Source organism: Agrobacterium sp. NPDC090283 (assembly GCF_044769685.1).
In the GTDB taxonomy this organism is placed as follows: Bacteria; Pseudomonadota; Alphaproteobacteria; order Rhizobiales; family Rhizobiaceae; genus Agrobacterium.
In genome coordinates this window covers 84427-102004 of record NZ_JBIVYG010000016.1, presented here as the reverse complement: position 1 = coordinate 102004, position 17578 = coordinate 84427, and the positions used below count along the sequence as shown (strand labels likewise).

Genomic DNA, 17578 nt, shown 5'->3' with positions numbered 1-17578 from the left:
ACAAAAACCCCGCGGAGCCTGAGCGCCGCGGGGTTTTTCTTGACTGGTGACCCAAGATAACGAGGCGGCTTACGCCTCGTTCTCCGGTGCCTCCGGCGTATCCGGCAGATCGTCGGCGGCATCTTCGCCATTGCCGTTTTCTGCTTCGTCGTCGCCTTCCGGCTCGTTGATCCGTTCCACGGAAACCACCTTCTCATCCTTGGCGGTAGAGAAGATCGTCACACCCTTGGTGGCGCGGCTGGCGATGCGGATGCCGTTGACAGGCACGCGGATGAGCTGACCGCCATCGGAAACCAGCATGATCTGGTCGCCCTCTTCCACAGGGAAGGCAGCGACGAGTTCGCCGATCTCGTTGGTCTTAGAGGTGTCGGTGGCGCGGATGCCCTTGCCGCCGCGACCCGAGGTGCGGAAATCGTAAGAAGAGGAACGCTTGCCGAAGCCCTTCACGGAAACCGTCAGCACGAATTCTTCGCGTGCCTTCAGTTCCTGATAGCGCTCTTCGCTGAGTTCGCCCTCTTCCGTCACTTCCTCACCGACGAGCGCGATATCGTCCTCATCGACCCCTGCGGCACGCCGCTCGGTAGCCGAGCGCTTCAGATAGGCCGCACGCTCCCAGGGTTCAGCCTCCACATGGCCCACAATGGTCATGGAGATGATGCGGTCGCCTTCGGCCATGTTGATGCCGCGGACGCCGACGGAGTTGCGGCCGGCAAAGACGCGCACATCGTCCACGGGGAAGCGGATGCACTGGCCGAGCGCGGTCGTCAGCAGCACGTCGTCGCGGTCCGTACAGGTTTCGACGGAGAGGATTTCATCGCCCTCCTCGTCCAGCTTCATGGCGATCTTGCCATTGCGGTTGACCTGCACGAAATCGCCGAGCTTGTTGCGGCGAACCGTGCCGCGCGTCGTCGAGAACATCACGTCAAGCGTTTCCCAGGTCGTTTCATCCTCGGGCAACGGCATGATGGTGGTGATTCGCTCGCCGGGTTCCAGCGGCAGCATGTTGATGAGGGCCTTGCCCTTGGACTGCGGCGTGCCGATCGGCAGGCGCCAGACCTTTTCCTTGTAGACGATGCCACGCGAGGAGAAGAACAGCACCGGCGTATGGGTATTGGCGACGAAGAGACGGTTGACGAAATCCTCGTCGCGCGTCGCCATGCCGGAACGGCCCTTGCCGCCGCGACGCTGCGCCCGGTAGGTGGTCAGCGGCACGCGCTTGATGTAACCGAGATGCGAAACGGTGACGACCATGTCTTCGCGGGCGATGAGGTCTTCATCGTCCATATCGGGGCCGCCCTCGACGATCTGCGACCGGCGCGGCGTGCCGAACTCGTCGCGGATCGAGACAAGCTCATCCTTGACGATCTGCTGGATGCGCAGACGCGAGGACAGGATTTCAAGATACTCGCTGATCTCAGCGCCGATCTTGTTCAGCTCGTCGCCGATTTCATCGCGACCAAGCGCGGTGAGGCGGGCAAGGCGCAATTCGAGAATGGCGCGTGCCTGCTCTTCGGAGAGATTATAGGTGCCGTCTTCGTTGATGCGATGGCGCGGATCGTCGATCAGACGGATCAGGCTTTCCACATCCTGCGCCGGCCAGCGGCGTGTCATCAACTCCTCACGGGCCGAAGCCGGATCGGGAGCATGACGGATGACGCGGATGACCTCGTCGATATTGGCGACCGAAATCGCCAGACCGACCAACACATGCGCACGCTCGCGCGCCTTGCGCAGCAGATACTTGGTGCGGCGGCTGACGACATCCTCACGGAAAGAAACGAACGCGCGCAGCATGTCCAGCAGCGTCATCTGTTCCGGCTTGCCGCCGTTTAGCGCCACCATGTTGCAGCCGAAGGAGGTCTGCAACGGCGTGTAGCGATAAAGCTGGTTCAGGATGACTTCGGCATTGGCATCGCGCTTCAGTTCGATGACGACGCGGTAACCCTGGCGGTCGGACTCGTCGCGCAGATCGGAAATGCCCTCGATGCGCTTTTCCTTGACCAGTTCGGCCATTTTCTCGATCATCGTCGCCTTGTTCACCTGATAGGGAACTTCGGTGATGATGATCTGCTCGCGGTCGCCGCGCATCGGCTCGATGGTGGCGACACCGCGCATGATGACCGATCCACGGCCGGTCTCATAGGCCGAGCGGATGCCCGAACGGCCCATGATCAGCGCGCCGGTCGGGAAATCCGGTCCGGGAATGATCTGCATCATCTCAGGCAGCTCGATCGCCGGATTTTCAATCAGCGCGATACAGCCGTCGATGACTTCGGAGAGATTGTGCGGCGGAATATTGGTGGCCATGCCCACCGCGATGCCGCCTGCCCCGTTGACCAGAAGGTTCGGGAACTTCGCCGGAACGACGACCGGCTCCTGCAAGGTGCCGTCATAGTTGTCGCGGAAATCGACCGTTTCCTTGTCGAGATCGTCGAGCAGCGAATGCGCGGCCTTTTCCAGGCGGCACTCGGTGTAACGTTCAGCCGCCGGCGGGTCGCCGTCGATGGAGCCGAAATTGCCCTGCCCGTCGATCAGCGGCAGGCGCAGCGACCAGTCCTGCGCCATACGCGCCAGCGCGTCGTAGATCGCCATGTTGCCGTGCGGATGGAATTTACCCATCACGTCACCGGTGACGCGGGCGCATTTGACGTATTTCTTGTTCCAGTCGATGCCGAGTTCGGACATGCCGTAAAGAATACGGCGATGAACCGGCTTCAGGCCGTCTCGCACATCGGGAAGCGCGCGGGACACGATAACGCTCATGGCGTAATCGAGATACGACCGCTGCATTTCCTCCATGATGGAAATCGGTTCAATGCCTGGCGGAAGTTTTCCGCCGCCGGGGGGGCTCTGGTCAGTCAAAACGGATCACATTCTATGTTAAGAATCGGATGGATTTTTATAGCGGAAACAGCCACGTTAAGCCAATTTCCCGGCGAGTTTTGAACAGGCTTTTGCGTCATTTGCAAGACGAACGCCGCTTTTCACGCTTTAGCCCGGCAAAAGCGGGCCCGCTCCCTTTCAAAGCAGCCGCGACTTGCGTAGGCTCATCCGCAAAAAGGCAATAAGCGGGGAAAGAATGGCCAGCAGCGAAACGCTCATCAATGCGCTTACCACACTTCTGGTCACGCTCGATCCGCCGGGTCTCGCCCCCGTCTTCCTTGCGCTGACAGCCGGCATGACGCGCGACCAGCGCAGCCAGGTGGCGTTGCGCGGTTCCATCATCGCCTTCGGCATTCTCGCCGTCTTCGCGCTCTTCGGCCTCGCCATCCTCAACCTGCTCGGCATTTCGCTCGGCGCTTTCCGCATCGCCGGCGGTCTGCTGCTGTTCTGGATTTCCTTCGAGATGATTTTCGAGAAACGCCAGGAGCGCAAGGAAAAGACCTCCGAGATCGCCATCACCAAGGATCATCTGCACAATCTGGCGGTCTTTCCACTCGCCCTGCCATTGATCGCCGGGCCGGGCGCCATTTCCGCCACCGTGCTTCTCGCCGGCTCGATGAAGACCACCGTCGAGATGGTGGTGCTCATCCTGATCCTCGCTTTCGCCATGGCCCTCGTTTATGCCGCACTGATCGTCTCGGAGCGGATGGACCGTTTTCTCGGTAATACCGGCCGCGCGATCCTGACCCGGCTTCTCGGCGTGCTGCTTGCCGCGCTTTCCGTGCAATTCGTGGTCGATGGCATAAAATCGGCCTTCGCTTTCTGAAAAGCCAGCCCTTGGCGATTCCAGCGCAATAAATTCCCGCCAACCGCTAAAATGCCGGAAAATCCTCCCTTTAAATCCGACCGCCGCTTCGGCTAAAAGACGCATGTTTTTTCGGATTCGAAAGTTATCTCCATGCGTTCCACGCTGCGCCGCCTCATCCCGGATGCCGCACCCGTCAGCAACAGGGAAAGGCTGCGCTCCGCGACCGGCGCTTTCGTCGGCATTCTGTTGACCGGCCTTCTGGGCAGTCTCGCTCTGCGTTTCGACCCCACCCTGCCCGCCATGATCGCGCCGATGGGCGCTTCGGCCGTGCTTCTGTTTGCCGTGCCCTCGAGCCCGCTGGCGCAGCCCTGGTCGATCCTCTGCGGCAATCTCGTATCGGCTTTCGTGGGCGTAACGGTCGCGCTGCTGGTTCCGGATCCATTCCTTGCCAGCGCGCTCGCCATCAGCCTCGCCATCGCCGCCATGATGGCGCTGCGCTGCCTGCATCCGCCAAGCGGTGCGGTGGCGCTGACCGCCGTCCTCGGCGGCCCCGCGGTGCATAGCCTCGGATACGGTTTCCTGCTCTGGCCGGTCGCCGGAAACTCGCTGATCCTTCTTGCGCTGGCACTCGCCTATAACAATGCCACCGGTCGCGCCTATCCACATGGCCTGAAGCTTGGAAAGGCCGCCCATGGCACCACGGATCCGACCCCCATCCAGAAAATCGGCTTTTCCTCCACCGACCTCGACGAGGTGCTGAAGGAGTATGACCAGGTCCTCGATATTGACAGGGACGAACTCGAAACCATCCTGCGCAAGACCGAACTGCGCTCCTGGCGCCGCCGGGCACTGCATCTCGATTGCGCCAGCGTCATGTCGCGGGATGTGGTCGGCGTCGCCCCCGATGACAGTCTGCGCCACGCCCACGCGCTGATGCACAGTCACCATTTCAAGGCATTGCCGGTCACCAACGATAAAGCGGAGATCGTCGGCATCGTCACCCAGACGGATTTTCTGGAAAAGGCAAGCTGGAGAAACGGCCGTCCCTCGATCGGTTTCCTGCAGCGGCTGCGCCTCATTCTATCAGGCGCAAGCGCCCCCAACGATACCGTCAAGGACATCATGACTTCACCGGTCAGAACCGTACGTCCGGAAACCTCGATCGAGGAAGCCATCATCCGCTTTGCGGAGGAAGGGCTGCATTACCTGCCGGTGATCGACGCCAGGGGCAAGATGGTGGGCATCGTGTCGCAATCCGACGTCATGGTCGCGATGCTGGCGGACAAGGTCGCGGCCTGAGCCGCTCCTCCCAGCTAATGAACGCAGCTGAGGTTGGAAGCCGTCAAAGCTTCAGGCGGCGGATGCTCCGACCATGTACAACGGTAAGAATGAGAACGCCGGAACCGTCAATTTCATAAAAAATGACATGGCTTCCATACTCGTGTCGGCGTATGCCCTCTCCCACTGTCGTGGCCGCACGTCCCATCCGTGGATTATTGCCGAGCAACTGGAAACAGCTTCCATCTCGTCCTTGTAAAGGCGTGCCTGGCTCAATCCGAACTGTTCAATACCATAGAGAAAGATGTCGAGAATTTCGTTTTCGGCCTGCTTGCTCAACCGATAATCATTCACGCAAGACACCCTGCGCTGCCGCTACACGTTCAGCTTCCGCGAACAATTCATCCATGCTGCGAGACCCGACGCCACTGGCGCGGGAATCCGCAACGATCTGGCGAAGCTCGTCAATGCTTAAATCCTGCCCTCGCCGGGCCCAGTCACGTCGCACGAGATCCCGCACATAGTCGCTGGCGCTGGCGTATTCGCCCTTCTGGATACGGCTTTCGATCCAGTCTTTCATCGGGTCTGGCAAGGAAAAGGTCATGTTCGCCATGTCTTAAATCTCCTGTCAGCCCGATGATGATATCAACACATCGAAAAAACCACAAAAATTCTGACTTGTGATCGTTTCGACAAAATCCGCTTCAGAACGGGATATCGTCGTCCATATCGTTGGAGAAGCCGCCGGAAGGCTGGCCGCCGCCCCGCGAAGAGCTGCCGCGTGACGAAGACTGCTGGTCGTAACCGCCGCCATAACCCGAGCCGCCGCCGCTGCCATAGTCATTACCGCCGCTGAAATCACCGCCACCGCTGCGGCCGCCGCCACCTTCGCCGCGACCATCGAGCATCGTCAGCGTGGAGTTGAAGCCCTGCAGCACGATTTCCGTGGAGTAGCGGTCGTTGCCCGTCTGGTCCTGCCATTTGCGCGTCTGCAGCTGGCCTTCAATATAGAGCTTGGCGCCCTTCTTGACATATTGCTCGACGACCTTGCACAGGCCCTCGTTGAAAACCACGACGGTATGCCATTCAGTCTTCTCACGGCGTTCGCCGCTGTTGCGGTCCCGCCAGGTCTCGGAAGTGGCGATGCGCAGGTTGGCGATGGGGCGGCCATCCTGCGTCCGGCGAATTTCGGGATCGGCGCCCACATTTCCGATCAGAATTACCTTGTTTACGCTACCAGCCATCTCGTCATCCTGTCCGCCAGCCTTCATGACCGGCAATTGCATTTCAAAAAATTCGCCACACAATAACCGCCGCCGCCCGCAAAGGGCACCGCAGCCAGGGAACTATCCACAAAGAATAATCTTAAGCTGCGGGAGCAGACATTCCCGCTTGCAATTCGTTCCTTTTTTGTTCTATTAAATCGCAGATTTCGAGTCAAGCATTCCGAAAAGCTGCGACCGATAGGAAATAGACCTCGACACCTCCGGCTGCGTCACTACATAAGGACGCGCTGCCATCAAGTGTGTTATTTTTGTCCGAGCCTTGTCATGAGTGAACTGAAGACGATTTCCATCCGTGGCGCCCGCGAGCATAATCTCAAGGGCATCGATCTGGATCTGCCGCGCAACAAGCTGATCGTCATGACCGGGCTTTCCGGCTCGGGCAAGTCGTCGCTTGCCTTCGATACGATCTATGCGGAAGGCCAGCGCCGTTATGTCGAAAGCCTTTCGGCCTACGCACGCCAATTCCTGGAAATGATGCAGAAGCCGGATGTCGACCAGATCGACGGCCTTTCGCCGGCAATCTCCATCGAGCAGAAGACCACCTCGCGCAACCCTCGTTCCACGGTTGGCACGGTGACCGAAATTTACGACTATATGCGCCTTCTCTTCGCGCGTGTCGGTGTGCCCTATTCGCCTGCGACCGGCCTGCCGATCGAAAGCCAGACGGTCAGCCAGATGGTCGACCGCATCCTTGCCTTTGAAGAGGGCACGCGTCTTTACATCCTCGCGCCGATCGTGCGCGGCCGTAAAGGCGAGTACAAGAAGGAACTGGCCGAGCTGATGAAGAAGGGCTTCCAGCGCGTCAAGGTGGATGGCCAGTTCTACGAAATCGCCGACGTTCCCGCCCTCGACAAAAAATACAAACACGATATCGACGTGGTGGTCGACCGTGCCGTTGTCCGCCCGGATATGTCAGCGCGTCTTGCCGACAGTCTGGAAACCTGCCTCAAGCTCGCCGACGGGCTGGCAATCGCCGAATTCGCCGACAAGCCTCTGCCGCCCGAGGAAACCGCTGCCGGCGGCTCGGCCAACAAGTCTCTCAACGAGACCCATGAACGTGTGCTGTTTTCGGAAAAATTCGCCTGCCCGGTTTCCGGCTTCACCATCCCGGAAATCGAGCCGCGGCTATTCTCCTTCAACAATCCCTTCGGCGCCTGCCCAAGCTGCGATGGCCTCGGTTCGCAGCAGAAGGTGGATGAAAACCTGATCGTACCCGAGCCGGCCCGCACATTGCGCGACGGCGCCATCGCCCCCTGGGCGAAGTCTTCCTCGCCCTATTACAACCAGACGCTGGAAGCGCTCGGCAAGGCCTTCGGTTTCAAGCTGTCGAGCAAATGGACGGACCTTTCGAAGGAAGCGCAGCACGCCATCCTTCAGGGCACCGACGACAAGATCGAATTCAACTATCAGGACGGTGCCCGCTCCTACAAGACGGTGAAGAATTTCGAAGGCATCGTGCCCAATCTGGAGCGCCGCTGGAAAGAGACGGACAGCGCCTGGGCGCGCGAGGAAATCGAGCGTTACATGTCGGCAGCCCCCTGCCCGGCCTGCGCCGGTTATCGCCTGAAGCCGGAAGCCCTCGCCGTCAAGATCAACAAGCTGCATATCGGTGAAGTCACCGAAATGTCGATCCGCAAGGCACGCGACTGGTTCGAGGTGCTGCCGGAAAATCTCAACGCCAAGCAGAACGAGATTGCGGTCCGCATTCTCAAGGAAATCCGCGAGCGCCTGCGATTCCTCAACGACGTCGGACTGGATTATCTCAGCCTGTCGCGCAATTCCGGCACGCTGTCCGGCGGCGAAAGCCAGCGTATCCGTCTGGCCTCACAGATCGGCTCGGGTCTGACAGGCGTTCTCTACGTTCTGGATGAGCCTTCTATCGGCCTGCACCAGCGTGACAATGCGCGCCTGCTCGAAACGCTGAAACACCTGCGCGATATCGGCAATACTGTCATCGTTGTCGAACATGACGAGGACGCCATTCTAACGGCGGATTATGTGGTCGATATCGGCCCGGCCGCCGGCATTCACGGTGGTGAGGTGATCGCGGAAGGCACGCCGCAGGACGTGATGGCCAATCCGAAATCGCTCACCGGCAAATACCTCTCCGGCGAACTCGGTGTTGCCGTGCCGGCCGAACGCCGCAAGCCGAAAAAGGGTCGCGAGATCAAGGTTTTTGGCGCCCGCGGTAACAATCTCCAGAATGTCACGGCGGCCGTGCCGCTCGGCGTTTTCACCGCGGTGACCGGCGTATCCGGCGGCGGCAAGTCCACCTTCCTGATCGAGACGCTCTATAAATCGGCGGCGCGCCGGGTGATGGGCGCACGCGAAATCCCGGCCGAACATGATCGCATCGACGGTTTCGAATTCATCGACAAAGTGATCGATATCGACCAGTCGCCCATCGGCCGCACGCCGCGCTCCAACCCCGCCACCTATACCGGCGCCTTCACGCCGATCCGTGACTGGTTCGCCGGCCTGCCAGAAGCGAAAGCACGCGGTTATGCGCCGGGCCGTTTCTCCTTCAACGTCAAGGGCGGCCGCTGCGAGGCCTGCCAGGGCGACGGCGTCATCAAGATCGAGATGCACTTCCTGCCCGACGTTTACGTCACCTGCGATGTCTGCCACGGCAAGCGCTACAATCGCGAGACGCTGGATGTCACCTTCAAGGGCAAATCCATCGCCGACGTGCTGGATATGACGGTCGAGGAAGGCGTAGAATTCTTCGCCGCAGTGCCGGCGGTGCGCGACAAGCTTCAATCGCTGTTCGATGTCGGCCTCGGTTACATCAAGGTCGGCCAGCAGGCCAATACGCTTTCCGGCGGCGAGGCGCAGCGCGTCAAGCTCGCCAAGGAACTGTCGAAACGCTCGACGGGCCGCACGCTCTACATCCTCGACGAGCCGACGACGGGCCTGCATTTCCATGACGTCAACAAGCTGCTGGAAATGCTGCATGCGCTGGTGGAACAGGGCAATTCCGTCGTGGTGATCGAACACAATCTCGAAGTCATCAAGACGGCCGACTGGATCATCGATATCGGCCCCGAAGGCGGCACGGGCGGTGGTGAAGTGGTGGCGACCGGCACGCCGGAAGACATCGTCAAGGTCGAGCGCTCCTATACCGGCCACTTCCTGAAGGAACTTCTCGACCGCCGGCCGGCCGGGAAACGCGAGGCTGCGGAGTAATTCTAGGGGTTGCCGAAAGGCCCGAGCCTTCCCCGTCATCCTCGCCCTTGAGGCGAGGATCCATGAGCAAAAAACATGCCGACCGTTGCTGCGCGCTAAAGAATGATGATAGCGCGACGTATCGGAAGACGGCGCAGAATTGGGAGGAACAGCATATGTCGACATCAGGAACGATCCGCACCGGCATCGGCGGCTGGACCTTCGAGCCATGGGAAGGCACGTTTTATCCGGAAAAGCTGCCGAAGAAACGTCAGCTCGAACATGCCAGCCGGCAATTGACGGCAATCGAGGTGAACGGCACCTATTACAGCAGCCAGAAGCCGGAAACCTTCGCCAAATGGGCCTCAGAAGTGCCCGAGGATTTCATCTTCTCGCTGAAGGCGAGCCGCTTCGTCACCAATCGCAGGGTTCTGGCCGAGGCCGGTGAATCCATGACGAAGTTCCTGACTCAGGGGCTCACGGAACTCGGGTCCCATCTCGGCCCGATTCTCTGGCAGTTTGCGCCCACCAAGAAATTCGATGCGGATGATTTCGGCGCCTTTCTGGCGCTGCTGCCGGAAAAACAGGACGGCATCTCCCTGCGGCATGTGGTCGAGGTGCGCAACGAGACATTCCAGGTGCCGGAATTCATCGATCTCCTCGCCAAACACAAGGTCGCGGTCGTCTGCGCCGATCATCACGATTATCCGATGCTGCCGGATGTCACTGCCGATTTCGTCTATTGCCGCCTGCAGAAGGGCGAGGACGATATCAAGACCTGTTATCCAAAGACCGGGATCAGCGACTGGGCCAAACGGGTCAAGACCTATGCGGCGGGCGGCGTGCCCGACGATCTGCCGCTGATCGCACCCGAGCGGAAGGTCGAAAAGACCCCGCGCGACGTCTTCGCCTTCTTCATCACCGGCGGCAAGGTCAATGCGCCCGTGGGTGCGCAGGAACTGCAAAAAGCGGTCTGAGCCCTCTCAGCCCGCCAGTTCTTTTGTGGGGTTGAAATCGATGGCGGCGAAAGCTGCCTCGATCACCTCCGGCCCCGCACCCGGCCGGGTGGCGTCGCTGGAAAGGATTTGCCGGAAACGGCGCGCGCCCGGCATGCCCTGAAACAGGCCGACCATATGGCGGGTGACGTGATTGAGACGTCCGCCTGCGGCGATATAGTCGGCGGCGTAAGCCATCATCGCGTCCCGTAGCGCCATCCAGTCATAGTGGCGGGCTTCCTCGCCGTGGATGCGGTGATCGACATCGGCAAGGATCGAGGTGTTGTGATAGGCGGCCCGGCCGAGCATCACGCCGTCCATATGTTTCAGGTGCTCGCTTGCCTGATCGAGATCGGCGATGCCGCCATTGATGCCGACGAAGACGTCAGGATTTTCCCGCTTCATGCGATAGACGAGATTATAATCGAGCGGCGGTACCTCGCGGTTTTCCTTCGGCGACAGCCCCTGCAGCCATGCTTTGCGCGCATGGACCCAGACCGCATCCGCACCGGCGGCCACGACCCGCGCGAGAAAATCCGGCAACACTGTTTCGGGCTCCTGGTCATCAACGCCGATGCGGCATTTGACCGTGACCGGCACAGCCGCAACCGCTTTCATGGCCGAAACACATTCCGCCACCACTTCAGGCTCGCGCATCAGGCAGGCGCCGAAGGTGCCGGATTGCACCCGGTCCGAAGGGCAGCCGACATTGAGGTTGATCTCGTCATAACCGTAATCACCGGCAATCCGCACCGCCTCGGCAAGCTTGGCCGGATCCGATCCGCCGAGCTGCAAGGCCACGGGATGTTCCTGCGGGTGGTAACCGAGCAGCCTGTCACGCTGACCATGAATGATGGCGTCGGCAACGATCATTTCGGTGAACAGCAAAGCGCGCTTCGACAGTTGCCGATGCAGGAACCTACAGCGGGTATCAGTCCAATCGATCATCGGGGCCACGGCGAAGATTTTTTCGCCGCTGGCAAGCGCTTGTCTGTACATGGATAAACCTCTTTGCGCCGGCTTCTACAGCAAAGGGCGGCAAAAAGCCAGTTTTGCGGGCAAGGTCATTTTGAACTGGAAATCGCCCCGGAATCGCGGGACAAGACTTGCAGCTTCAAGACACGACAGGAAATCCCCATGGCCGCCACCGTCATCCCCGCTCCGAAACCCGTCCTGCTGCCCGTCGAGGGCACGGATGAACTGTTCCCCGTGCGGCGGGTCTATTGCGTCGGCCGCAATTACGCCGATCACGCCATCGAAATGGGCCACGACCCCTCGCGCGAACCGCCCTTCTATTTCCAGAAGAACCCGGACAATCTTCTGCCAGCGGGTAATGATTTCCCCTACCCGCCGCTGTCCTCCAACGTGCATTATGAAGTCGAATGTGTCGTGGTCCTGAAGAGCGGCGGCGCGGATATTCCAGCGTCAGAGGCACTGAACCACGTCTGGGGTTATGCCGTCGGCATCGACATGACCCGCCGCGACCTGCAGGACGGGCTGAAGAAAATGGGTCGCTCCTGGGAGGGCGCCAAGGCGTTCGAACATTCCGCACCGGTCTCGGCCATCGTTCCCGCCGATAAGATCGGCCATCCCGCAACCGGCGCGATCTGGCTCGATGTCAACGGCGAACGCAAGCAGACCGGCGATCTCGCCCAGATGATCTGGAAGGTGCCGGAAGTGATTGCCGAGCTTTCCAAGCTGTTCACCCTTGCCGCCGGCGACGTGATCATGACCGGCACGCCGGCCGGCGTCGGTCCGATCGTGCGCGGTGACAGGATAGAGTGTGGTGTCGATGGTGTCGGCACGCTCTCGGTAAAAATCGCCTGATCGGCAGGAAACGCAAAGGGAGGATACCGCCATGCCGCTTTACCGCCTCGCCGACCGGGTACCGCAAACCCCTGCCCCGGATCGTTACTGGGTTGCGCCCGATGCCAATGTCATCGGTTCGGTCACACTTGGCGAAGATGTCGGCATCTGGTTCGGTGCGACGCTGCGCGGCGATAACGAGCCGATCAGCATTGGCCGCGGCACCAATATTCAGGAAGGCGTGATGGTGCACAGCGATCCAGGTTTTGCTGCCACCATCGGCGAAATGTGCACCATCGGTCATCACGCCATCGTGCATGGCTGCAGCATCGGCGACAATTCGCTTATCGGCATGGGCGCAACGATTTTGAACGGCGCGAAGATCGGCCGCAATTGCCTCGTCGGCGCCAACGCGCTGGTGACGGAGGGCAAGGAGTTTCCGGATAACTCGCTGATTGTCGGCTCGCCGGCGCGGGCTATCCGCACGCTGGATGAAGACACCGTGACGGGCATTCGCCGTTCGGCGGAAAAATACATCGAGAACTGGAAGCGTTTTTCGACGGATCTGGCGATCATCGAATAATGGAGGATGGCGGGCAACGACGCCCGCCCCTTACAATTGGCTTTATGCCGCGCAGGCCGCGCAGAGGCCGCGGATTTCAATGGTGGTCTTTTCCGCCTTGAACTTGCTGTCCTTCACCCAGCGCTCCAGACGGTGATCGATCTCGTGGTCATGAAACTCTGTCACCTGCCCGCAGGATTCGCAGATAGCAAAGGCAACGGTTCCATGGTGGTGCGAGCAGCATTCGGCCTGCGTATGCGTGCAGGCAACGAAGGCGTTGAGGCTTTCCAGCCGGTGCACGAGACCGAATTCCACCAGCTTTTCCAACGCCCGGTAAACCTGCAGCGGTGCGCGGAAACCGTCGTCGCGCAGCTTGTCGAGGATCATATAGGCGCTGAGCGGCTGATGCGCATTTGAGAGAGCATTCATGACCAGCGACTGGTTCTTGGTGAGGTTCGGCTGGGTCTGCGCATTCATGATTTGCCTCCTTCATCCGCGGAGCGGGAAAAACCCGGCGCCGGCAACAGGCTTATAACGAACAGGATCACCGCGGCAACCACGATGGAAGGGCCGGACGGCGTATCATAGGTCAGTGAGCCGAACAGGCCGCCGATAACGGCAACCGCACCGATCAGCGAAGCCACAACCGCCATCACCTCCGGCGTGCTGGAAAAACGCCGTGCGGTCGCGGCCGGTATGATGAGCAGCGAGGTGATGAGCATGATGCCGACCACCTTCATGGCAATGGCAATCACCAGCGCCATCAGCAGCGTGAAGATGAGCTTTGCCCGTTCCGGGTTCAGCCCCTCGGCTTCCGCCAGTTCGGTATTGACGGTGGAAGCGAGCAGCGACCGCCACAGGAAAACCATGGAAACGATGACCACCAGCCCACCGCCCCAGATCAGCGCGATATCGCTGCGGGTGACGGCAAGAATATCGCCGAACAGAAACGAGACGAGATCGATGCGCACCCAGCTCATGAAGGCGACGATGACAAGGCCGATCGCCAGTGCCGAATGGGACAGGATGCCGAGCAGCGCATCGGAGGAAAGCGCCTGCCGCCGCTGCAGGAAAATCAGCAGGATGGAAACGGCCGACGCCACCAGAAAAACACTGACAATGAGGTTGAGCTGCAACAGCAAAGACAGCGCCACGCCGAGCAGCGCCGAATGCGCCATCGTATCACCGAAATAGGCCATACGCCGCCAGACGACGAAACAGCCGAGAGGACCGGCGGTGAGCGCGACACCGATGCCGGCGACCATGGCGCGAACGAAGAAATCGTCAAACATGGCGTTCTCCCTGCCGCTGGTCTTGGGGCGCCTGATCTCCGTGGTCATGGCCGCAGCCGCATTCGCCATGGTCATCGTGATGGTGTCCATGGTCATGATGATGATCATGCCCGTGATGGTGCCCGTCCTCGGGGTGGCAATGGTCCGTCACCGTTCCATCCGCATGCTGCACCCGGCCATCGGGCAGATGGGTGTGGTCGTGATGGTGACTATAGACCGCCAGCGCCTTGGCCGCCGTGCCGCCGAACAGCCGCATATATTCCGGACTCTGGCTCACCGCCTGCGGTGTGCCACGGCAGCAGACATGGCCGTTCAGGCAGATCACCGTATCGGTTTCCGCCATCACCACATGCAGGTCATGCGAGATTAACAGAATACCGCAATCGTTTGAATTCCTGATATTTTTTATCAGATCGTAGAGCGCGATCTCGCCGGAAAAATCAACACCCTGAACGGGTTCGTCGAGAACCAGCAGATCGGGCTTGCGGGCAATGGCGCGGGCCAGAAGCGCGCGCTGGAACTCGCCGCCGGAAAGATGTTGCACCTCGGCATTGGCAAGATGTGCGATGCCCGTCGCATTGAGTGCCGCGTCGATTTCGCGCGCAGGCAACGGCCCGGTCAGCGTCATCAGCCGCCGCACCGAAAGCGGCATGGTCCAGTCCACCGAAAGCTTTTGCGGCACATAACCAACTTTCAGACCGACCTTGCGCGAGACATCGCCTTCGCTCGGCTTCACCACGCCGATCGCCATTTTTGCGCTGGTGGATTTGCCTGATCCATTCGGGCCGATCAGCGTGACGATTTCGCCCCTGCTGACGGAAAACTCCACGCCGCGCACCAGCCAGCGGCCGTTGCGCTGCACGCCGGCATTGGCAAGGGAAACCAGTGTATCGTTACCCTTACGGGCGGAATGAAGCATGGGATTGTCCGTTCGGCGATGTTGCCTACCGCTATCGCATACGTTATAGAGTTACGCAATAAATGTAATAACATAACTATACTTGTTCAAGTGGAGTGCATTCATGAAATCGATCCTGATCCCGCTCATGGCGTCGGTGGCAATAGCGGCCGCCGCTTCAGGCGCCACCGCCGCGCCCGATGTCGTGGTCTCGATCAAGCCCGTCCATTCTCTCGTTGCAGCCATTATGCGGGGTGTCGGCGAACCGCAGCTCATCGTTGACGGCGCGGCCTCGCCGCATACCTATAATCTCAGACCGTCCAATGCCCGCAGGCTGGAAAAGGCGGATGTGGTCTTCTGGGTCGGGCCGGGACTGGAAGCATTTCTGGAAAAGCCGCTGGAGGCACTGGCCAGCAAGGCAACAGTCGTCGAGCTGGAAGATGCCAAGGGTCTGGAGAAGCTGCCCTTCCGCGAAGGCGGCCCCTTTGAAGCGCATGACGACGGCGATGAAGGCCATGATGCGCATGACGGTCACGAAGCAGAGGAAGGCGCGCACGATCATGGACACGACCACACGGAAGGCCACGAGGATCATGACCACGGCGCATACGACACCCATCTCTGGCTCGATCCCGCCAATGCCAAGGCCATGGCGCAGGCGATCGAAACCGCGCTGATTGCGGCCGATGCCGGCAATGCCGCGACCTATCAGGCCAATACCAAAAAGCTGATCGACGATCTCGATGCGCTCGATGCTGAACTCCAGGAAACGGTGAAGCCGGTGAAGGACAAGCCCTTCATCGTCTTCCACGATGCCTATCAATATTTCGAGCACCGTTACGGCGTGAAGACCGCGGGATCGATCACCGTCAGCCCCGAAACCCTGCCCGGCGCGGATCGTGTCAAGCAGATGCAGGACAAGGTCCGCCAGCTCGGCGCAACCTGCGTTTTCGCTGAACCGCAATTCGAGCCGAAGCTGATTTCGGTCATCACCGAAGGCACCGCCGCGAAATCGGCGACGCTCGATCCGGAAGCGGCGACGCTGGAACCCGGCCCCGATCTCTATTTCAAACTGATGCGCGGCATTGCAGGTTCGCTGAAGGACTGCCTGTCCTGATGCGGATTGCTGTCGCTAACGCCCGGGTCAGTCATTCCTGCACTGCACCGAAAGCTTGCGACTCACATAATAAATATTGTTTTATCCCATATGGTTATGGTGACTAATTAAAGTTCGATATCAGGAAAAATCCGGGCGAGCTGCAACAAGGTGTAGGTGCGCGGCAGCAATTAGGAAGCGCCAATCTATGGCTTCGGCGCCATGGAAGACCAGACCGGGCTGCTGATGCTTTGCAGGGTTTCCGGCGGCGCGCCGTTGATGCGCGCCAGAAGGGCCTTTGCAAGCTCCCTGCCCGCCAGCTTGATATCTTCATTGACAGTGTGGATCTGCGGTTTGATCCAGTTCAGGAACTCCGCGGACTGTTTCGATACGATATCGATATCCTCGCCGATCCTCACACCGGCAGCCTCAAAACCCGCCACCAGCGCGATGGTGCTGCTGCCGCTGATCGAAACAATGCCATCCGGGCGGTCGTCCGATTGCATCAGCCGCTGACCGAAATCGCGGATTTTTTCGAGCGGCGTTTCGATGGTGATGGCATCCAGCGGAAATTCGGTGAGACCGAAATCCCTGATTCCCCGGTTGAACCCCTTGCGGGCGTGATCGTGGAATGAAAATCGCGATGGCGGCACGATGACGGCGATCCTTTTGCGTCCGCATTGCGCCAGCCGCTCGACTGCCTCATAGGCATAGGCCTCATTGTCGAAATCATGAAAGGCATGTTCGATGCCCATATCCGAGCGCCCGTGGGTGACAAAGGGCATGTTGCGCTCGGTCATGAAACGGACGCGCGGATCGTTCGGCTCGATCTTGGAAATAATCACCCCGTCCGCCGAACCGGTATCGAGAATATAGCGGATCGGCACCATGGAATCCTTGGCATGGATGTGTGGCGTTACGACCAGATGATATTGTGTCGTGGAAAGAACCTCGGTAATGCCGAACACCATCTGGCTGGTGAAACCCATCAATTCTTCATCCACACTCAGCACAAGGGCGATGACATTGGTCTTGCCCGTGCGCAGTCTCACGCCGGCGCGGTTCGGCTGGTAGCCGATCTCCCGGGCGATCAGCCGCACGCGCTCCTTGGTCTCGGCGCCGATGTCAGGCGCATCCTTCAACGCACGCGAGACGGTGGTGATGCCAAGACCCGTCATATAGGCGATGGTCTTCAAGGTGGGGCGCTCGCCCGTGATCGCGGGTATGTCGTCCCTGCCGGATTTGCCAGTATCGTTCATGTCATTTCGCCACGCTTTACCGAACGATAATCATAGATAGCTTTTGCTCTGTTGCAAAGGCAAAGGTCTGCGCTCGGAGGTCCACCCTATCCGATCATCCGCCAATTCAGCGAAAACGATATAGGTCCGGAAAATATTTCCCGAGCGCCTGCTGCTTCTTCCTGCTCAGAATTTCCGAATATCCCATGACAAAAATCCTCGCTATCAAGATTAAAAAATATCCATAATAGTCTAATATATAAACAGAAAA

Annotated in this window: 16 protein-coding genes; 7 read left to right on the top strand and 9 right to left on the bottom strand. The window is 59.7% G+C overall.

Going from position 1 to position 17578, the window contains the following annotated elements:
- Positions 1-69 precede the first annotated feature (69 nt).
- Positions 70-2862 (bottom strand): DNA gyrase subunit A, encoded by a 2793-nt coding sequence (gene gyrA / locus ACIQUH_RS21030; RefSeq protein ID WP_400818541.1) that lies wholly within the window; start codon positions 2860-2862, stop codon positions 70-72.
- A gap of 217 nt (positions 2863-3079) precedes the next feature.
- On the opposite strand from gyrA, the gene ACIQUH_RS21025 reads away from it, so the two are divergent.
- Positions 3080-3709 (top strand): MarC family protein, encoded by a 630-nt coding sequence (locus ACIQUH_RS21025; protein WP_174024834.1) that lies wholly within the window; start codon positions 3080-3082, stop codon positions 3707-3709.
- A gap of 132 nt (positions 3710-3841) precedes the next feature.
- The gene (locus ACIQUH_RS21020; RefSeq protein ID WP_400818539.1) at positions 3842-4990 is read left to right on the top strand and encodes an HPP family protein; all 1149 of its coding nucleotides are present in this window, start codon (positions 3842-3844) and stop codon (positions 4988-4990) included.
- Positions 4991-5033: 43 nt separating this feature from the next.
- On the opposite strand, the gene ACIQUH_RS21015 is transcribed toward ACIQUH_RS21020, so the two are convergent.
- From ACIQUH_RS21015 to ACIQUH_RS21005, 3 genes are all read right to left on the bottom strand, one after another.
- Entirely contained in the window at positions 5034-5177 is a 144-nt protein-coding gene (locus tag ACIQUH_RS21015; RefSeq protein WP_400818643.1) for a type II toxin-antitoxin system RelE/ParE family toxin, read from the bottom strand.
- Positions 5178-5315: 138 nt separating this feature from the next.
- Entirely contained in the window at positions 5316-5582 is a 267-nt protein-coding gene (locus ACIQUH_RS21010) for a type II toxin-antitoxin system ParD family antitoxin (RefSeq protein ID WP_400818537.1), read from the bottom strand.
- 91 nt (positions 5583-5673) lie between these two features.
- Positions 5674-6255, bottom strand: coding sequence for a single-stranded DNA-binding protein (locus ACIQUH_RS21005; protein ID WP_400818535.1), 582 nt, complete (start codon positions 6253-6255; stop codon positions 5674-5676).
- Positions 6256-6519: 264 nt separating this feature from the next.
- On the opposite strand from ACIQUH_RS21005, the gene uvrA reads away from it, so the two are divergent.
- Both uvrA and ACIQUH_RS20995 read left to right on the top strand, forming a co-directional pair.
- A complete protein-coding gene (uvrA, locus tag ACIQUH_RS21000; protein WP_400818532.1) occupies positions 6520-9441 on the top strand; it encodes an excinuclease ABC subunit UvrA in 2922 nt (973 codons plus the stop codon).
- Between the two features lie 155 nt (positions 9442-9596).
- On the top strand, positions 9597-10397 hold the full coding sequence (locus ACIQUH_RS20995; RefSeq protein ID WP_400818529.1) for a DUF72 domain-containing protein: 801 nt from the start codon (positions 9597-9599) through the stop codon (positions 10395-10397).
- Positions 10398-10403: 6 nt separating this feature from the next.
- Here ACIQUH_RS20995 and dusA read toward each other — a convergent pair whose 3' ends face one another.
- Positions 10404-11414, bottom strand: a complete 1011-nt coding sequence (dusA, locus tag ACIQUH_RS20990) for a tRNA dihydrouridine(20/20a) synthase DusA (RefSeq protein ID WP_400818526.1) — start codon at positions 11412-11414, stop codon at positions 10404-10406.
- A gap of 138 nt (positions 11415-11552) precedes the next feature.
- On the opposite strand from dusA, the gene ACIQUH_RS20985 reads away from it, so the two are divergent.
- Complete coding sequence (locus ACIQUH_RS20985) at positions 11553-12242, top strand: fumarylacetoacetate hydrolase family protein (protein WP_400818524.1); 690 nt, start codon at positions 11553-11555, stop codon at positions 12240-12242.
- A 31-nt stretch (positions 12243-12273) separates the two neighbouring features.
- Positions 12274-12804, top strand: a complete 531-nt coding sequence (locus tag ACIQUH_RS20980) for a gamma carbonic anhydrase family protein (RefSeq protein WP_400818522.1) — start codon at positions 12274-12276, stop codon at positions 12802-12804.
- Between the two features lie 42 nt (positions 12805-12846).
- On the opposite strand, the gene zur is transcribed toward ACIQUH_RS20980, so the two are convergent.
- Genes zur through znuC form a run of 3 tightly spaced genes read right to left on the bottom strand, consistent with a single transcriptional unit; the run spans position 12847 to position 14994 of the window.
- The gene (gene zur / locus ACIQUH_RS20975; RefSeq protein WP_269341334.1) at positions 12847-13260 is read right to left on the bottom strand and encodes a zinc uptake transcriptional repressor Zur; all 414 of its coding nucleotides are present in this window, start codon (positions 13258-13260) and stop codon (positions 12847-12849) included.
- Positions 13257-14075 carry a zinc ABC transporter permease subunit ZnuB gene (gene znuB, locus ACIQUH_RS20970; protein WP_400818518.1) on the bottom strand — a complete coding sequence of 273 codons (819 nt, stop codon included), beginning with the start codon at positions 14073-14075 and terminating at the stop codon, positions 13257-13259. Before znuB ends, zur begins: the two co-directional genes overlap by 4 nt.
- Positions 14068-14994 (bottom strand): zinc ABC transporter ATP-binding protein ZnuC, encoded by a 927-nt coding sequence (gene znuC / locus ACIQUH_RS20965; RefSeq protein WP_400818515.1) that lies wholly within the window; start codon positions 14992-14994, stop codon positions 14068-14070. Before znuC ends, znuB begins: the two co-directional genes overlap by 8 nt.
- A gap of 103 nt (positions 14995-15097) precedes the next feature.
- On the opposite strand from znuC, the gene znuA reads away from it, so the two are divergent.
- Positions 15098-16090, top strand: a complete 993-nt coding sequence (gene znuA, locus ACIQUH_RS20960; RefSeq protein ID WP_400818512.1) for a zinc ABC transporter substrate-binding protein ZnuA — start codon at positions 15098-15100, stop codon at positions 16088-16090.
- Positions 16091-16275: 185 nt separating this feature from the next.
- Here znuA and ACIQUH_RS20955 read toward each other — a convergent pair whose 3' ends face one another.
- Positions 16276-17328, bottom strand: coding sequence for a LacI family transcriptional regulator (locus ACIQUH_RS20955; protein WP_400818510.1), 1053 nt, complete (start codon positions 17326-17328; stop codon positions 16276-16278).
- Positions 17329-17578 lie beyond the last annotated feature (250 nt).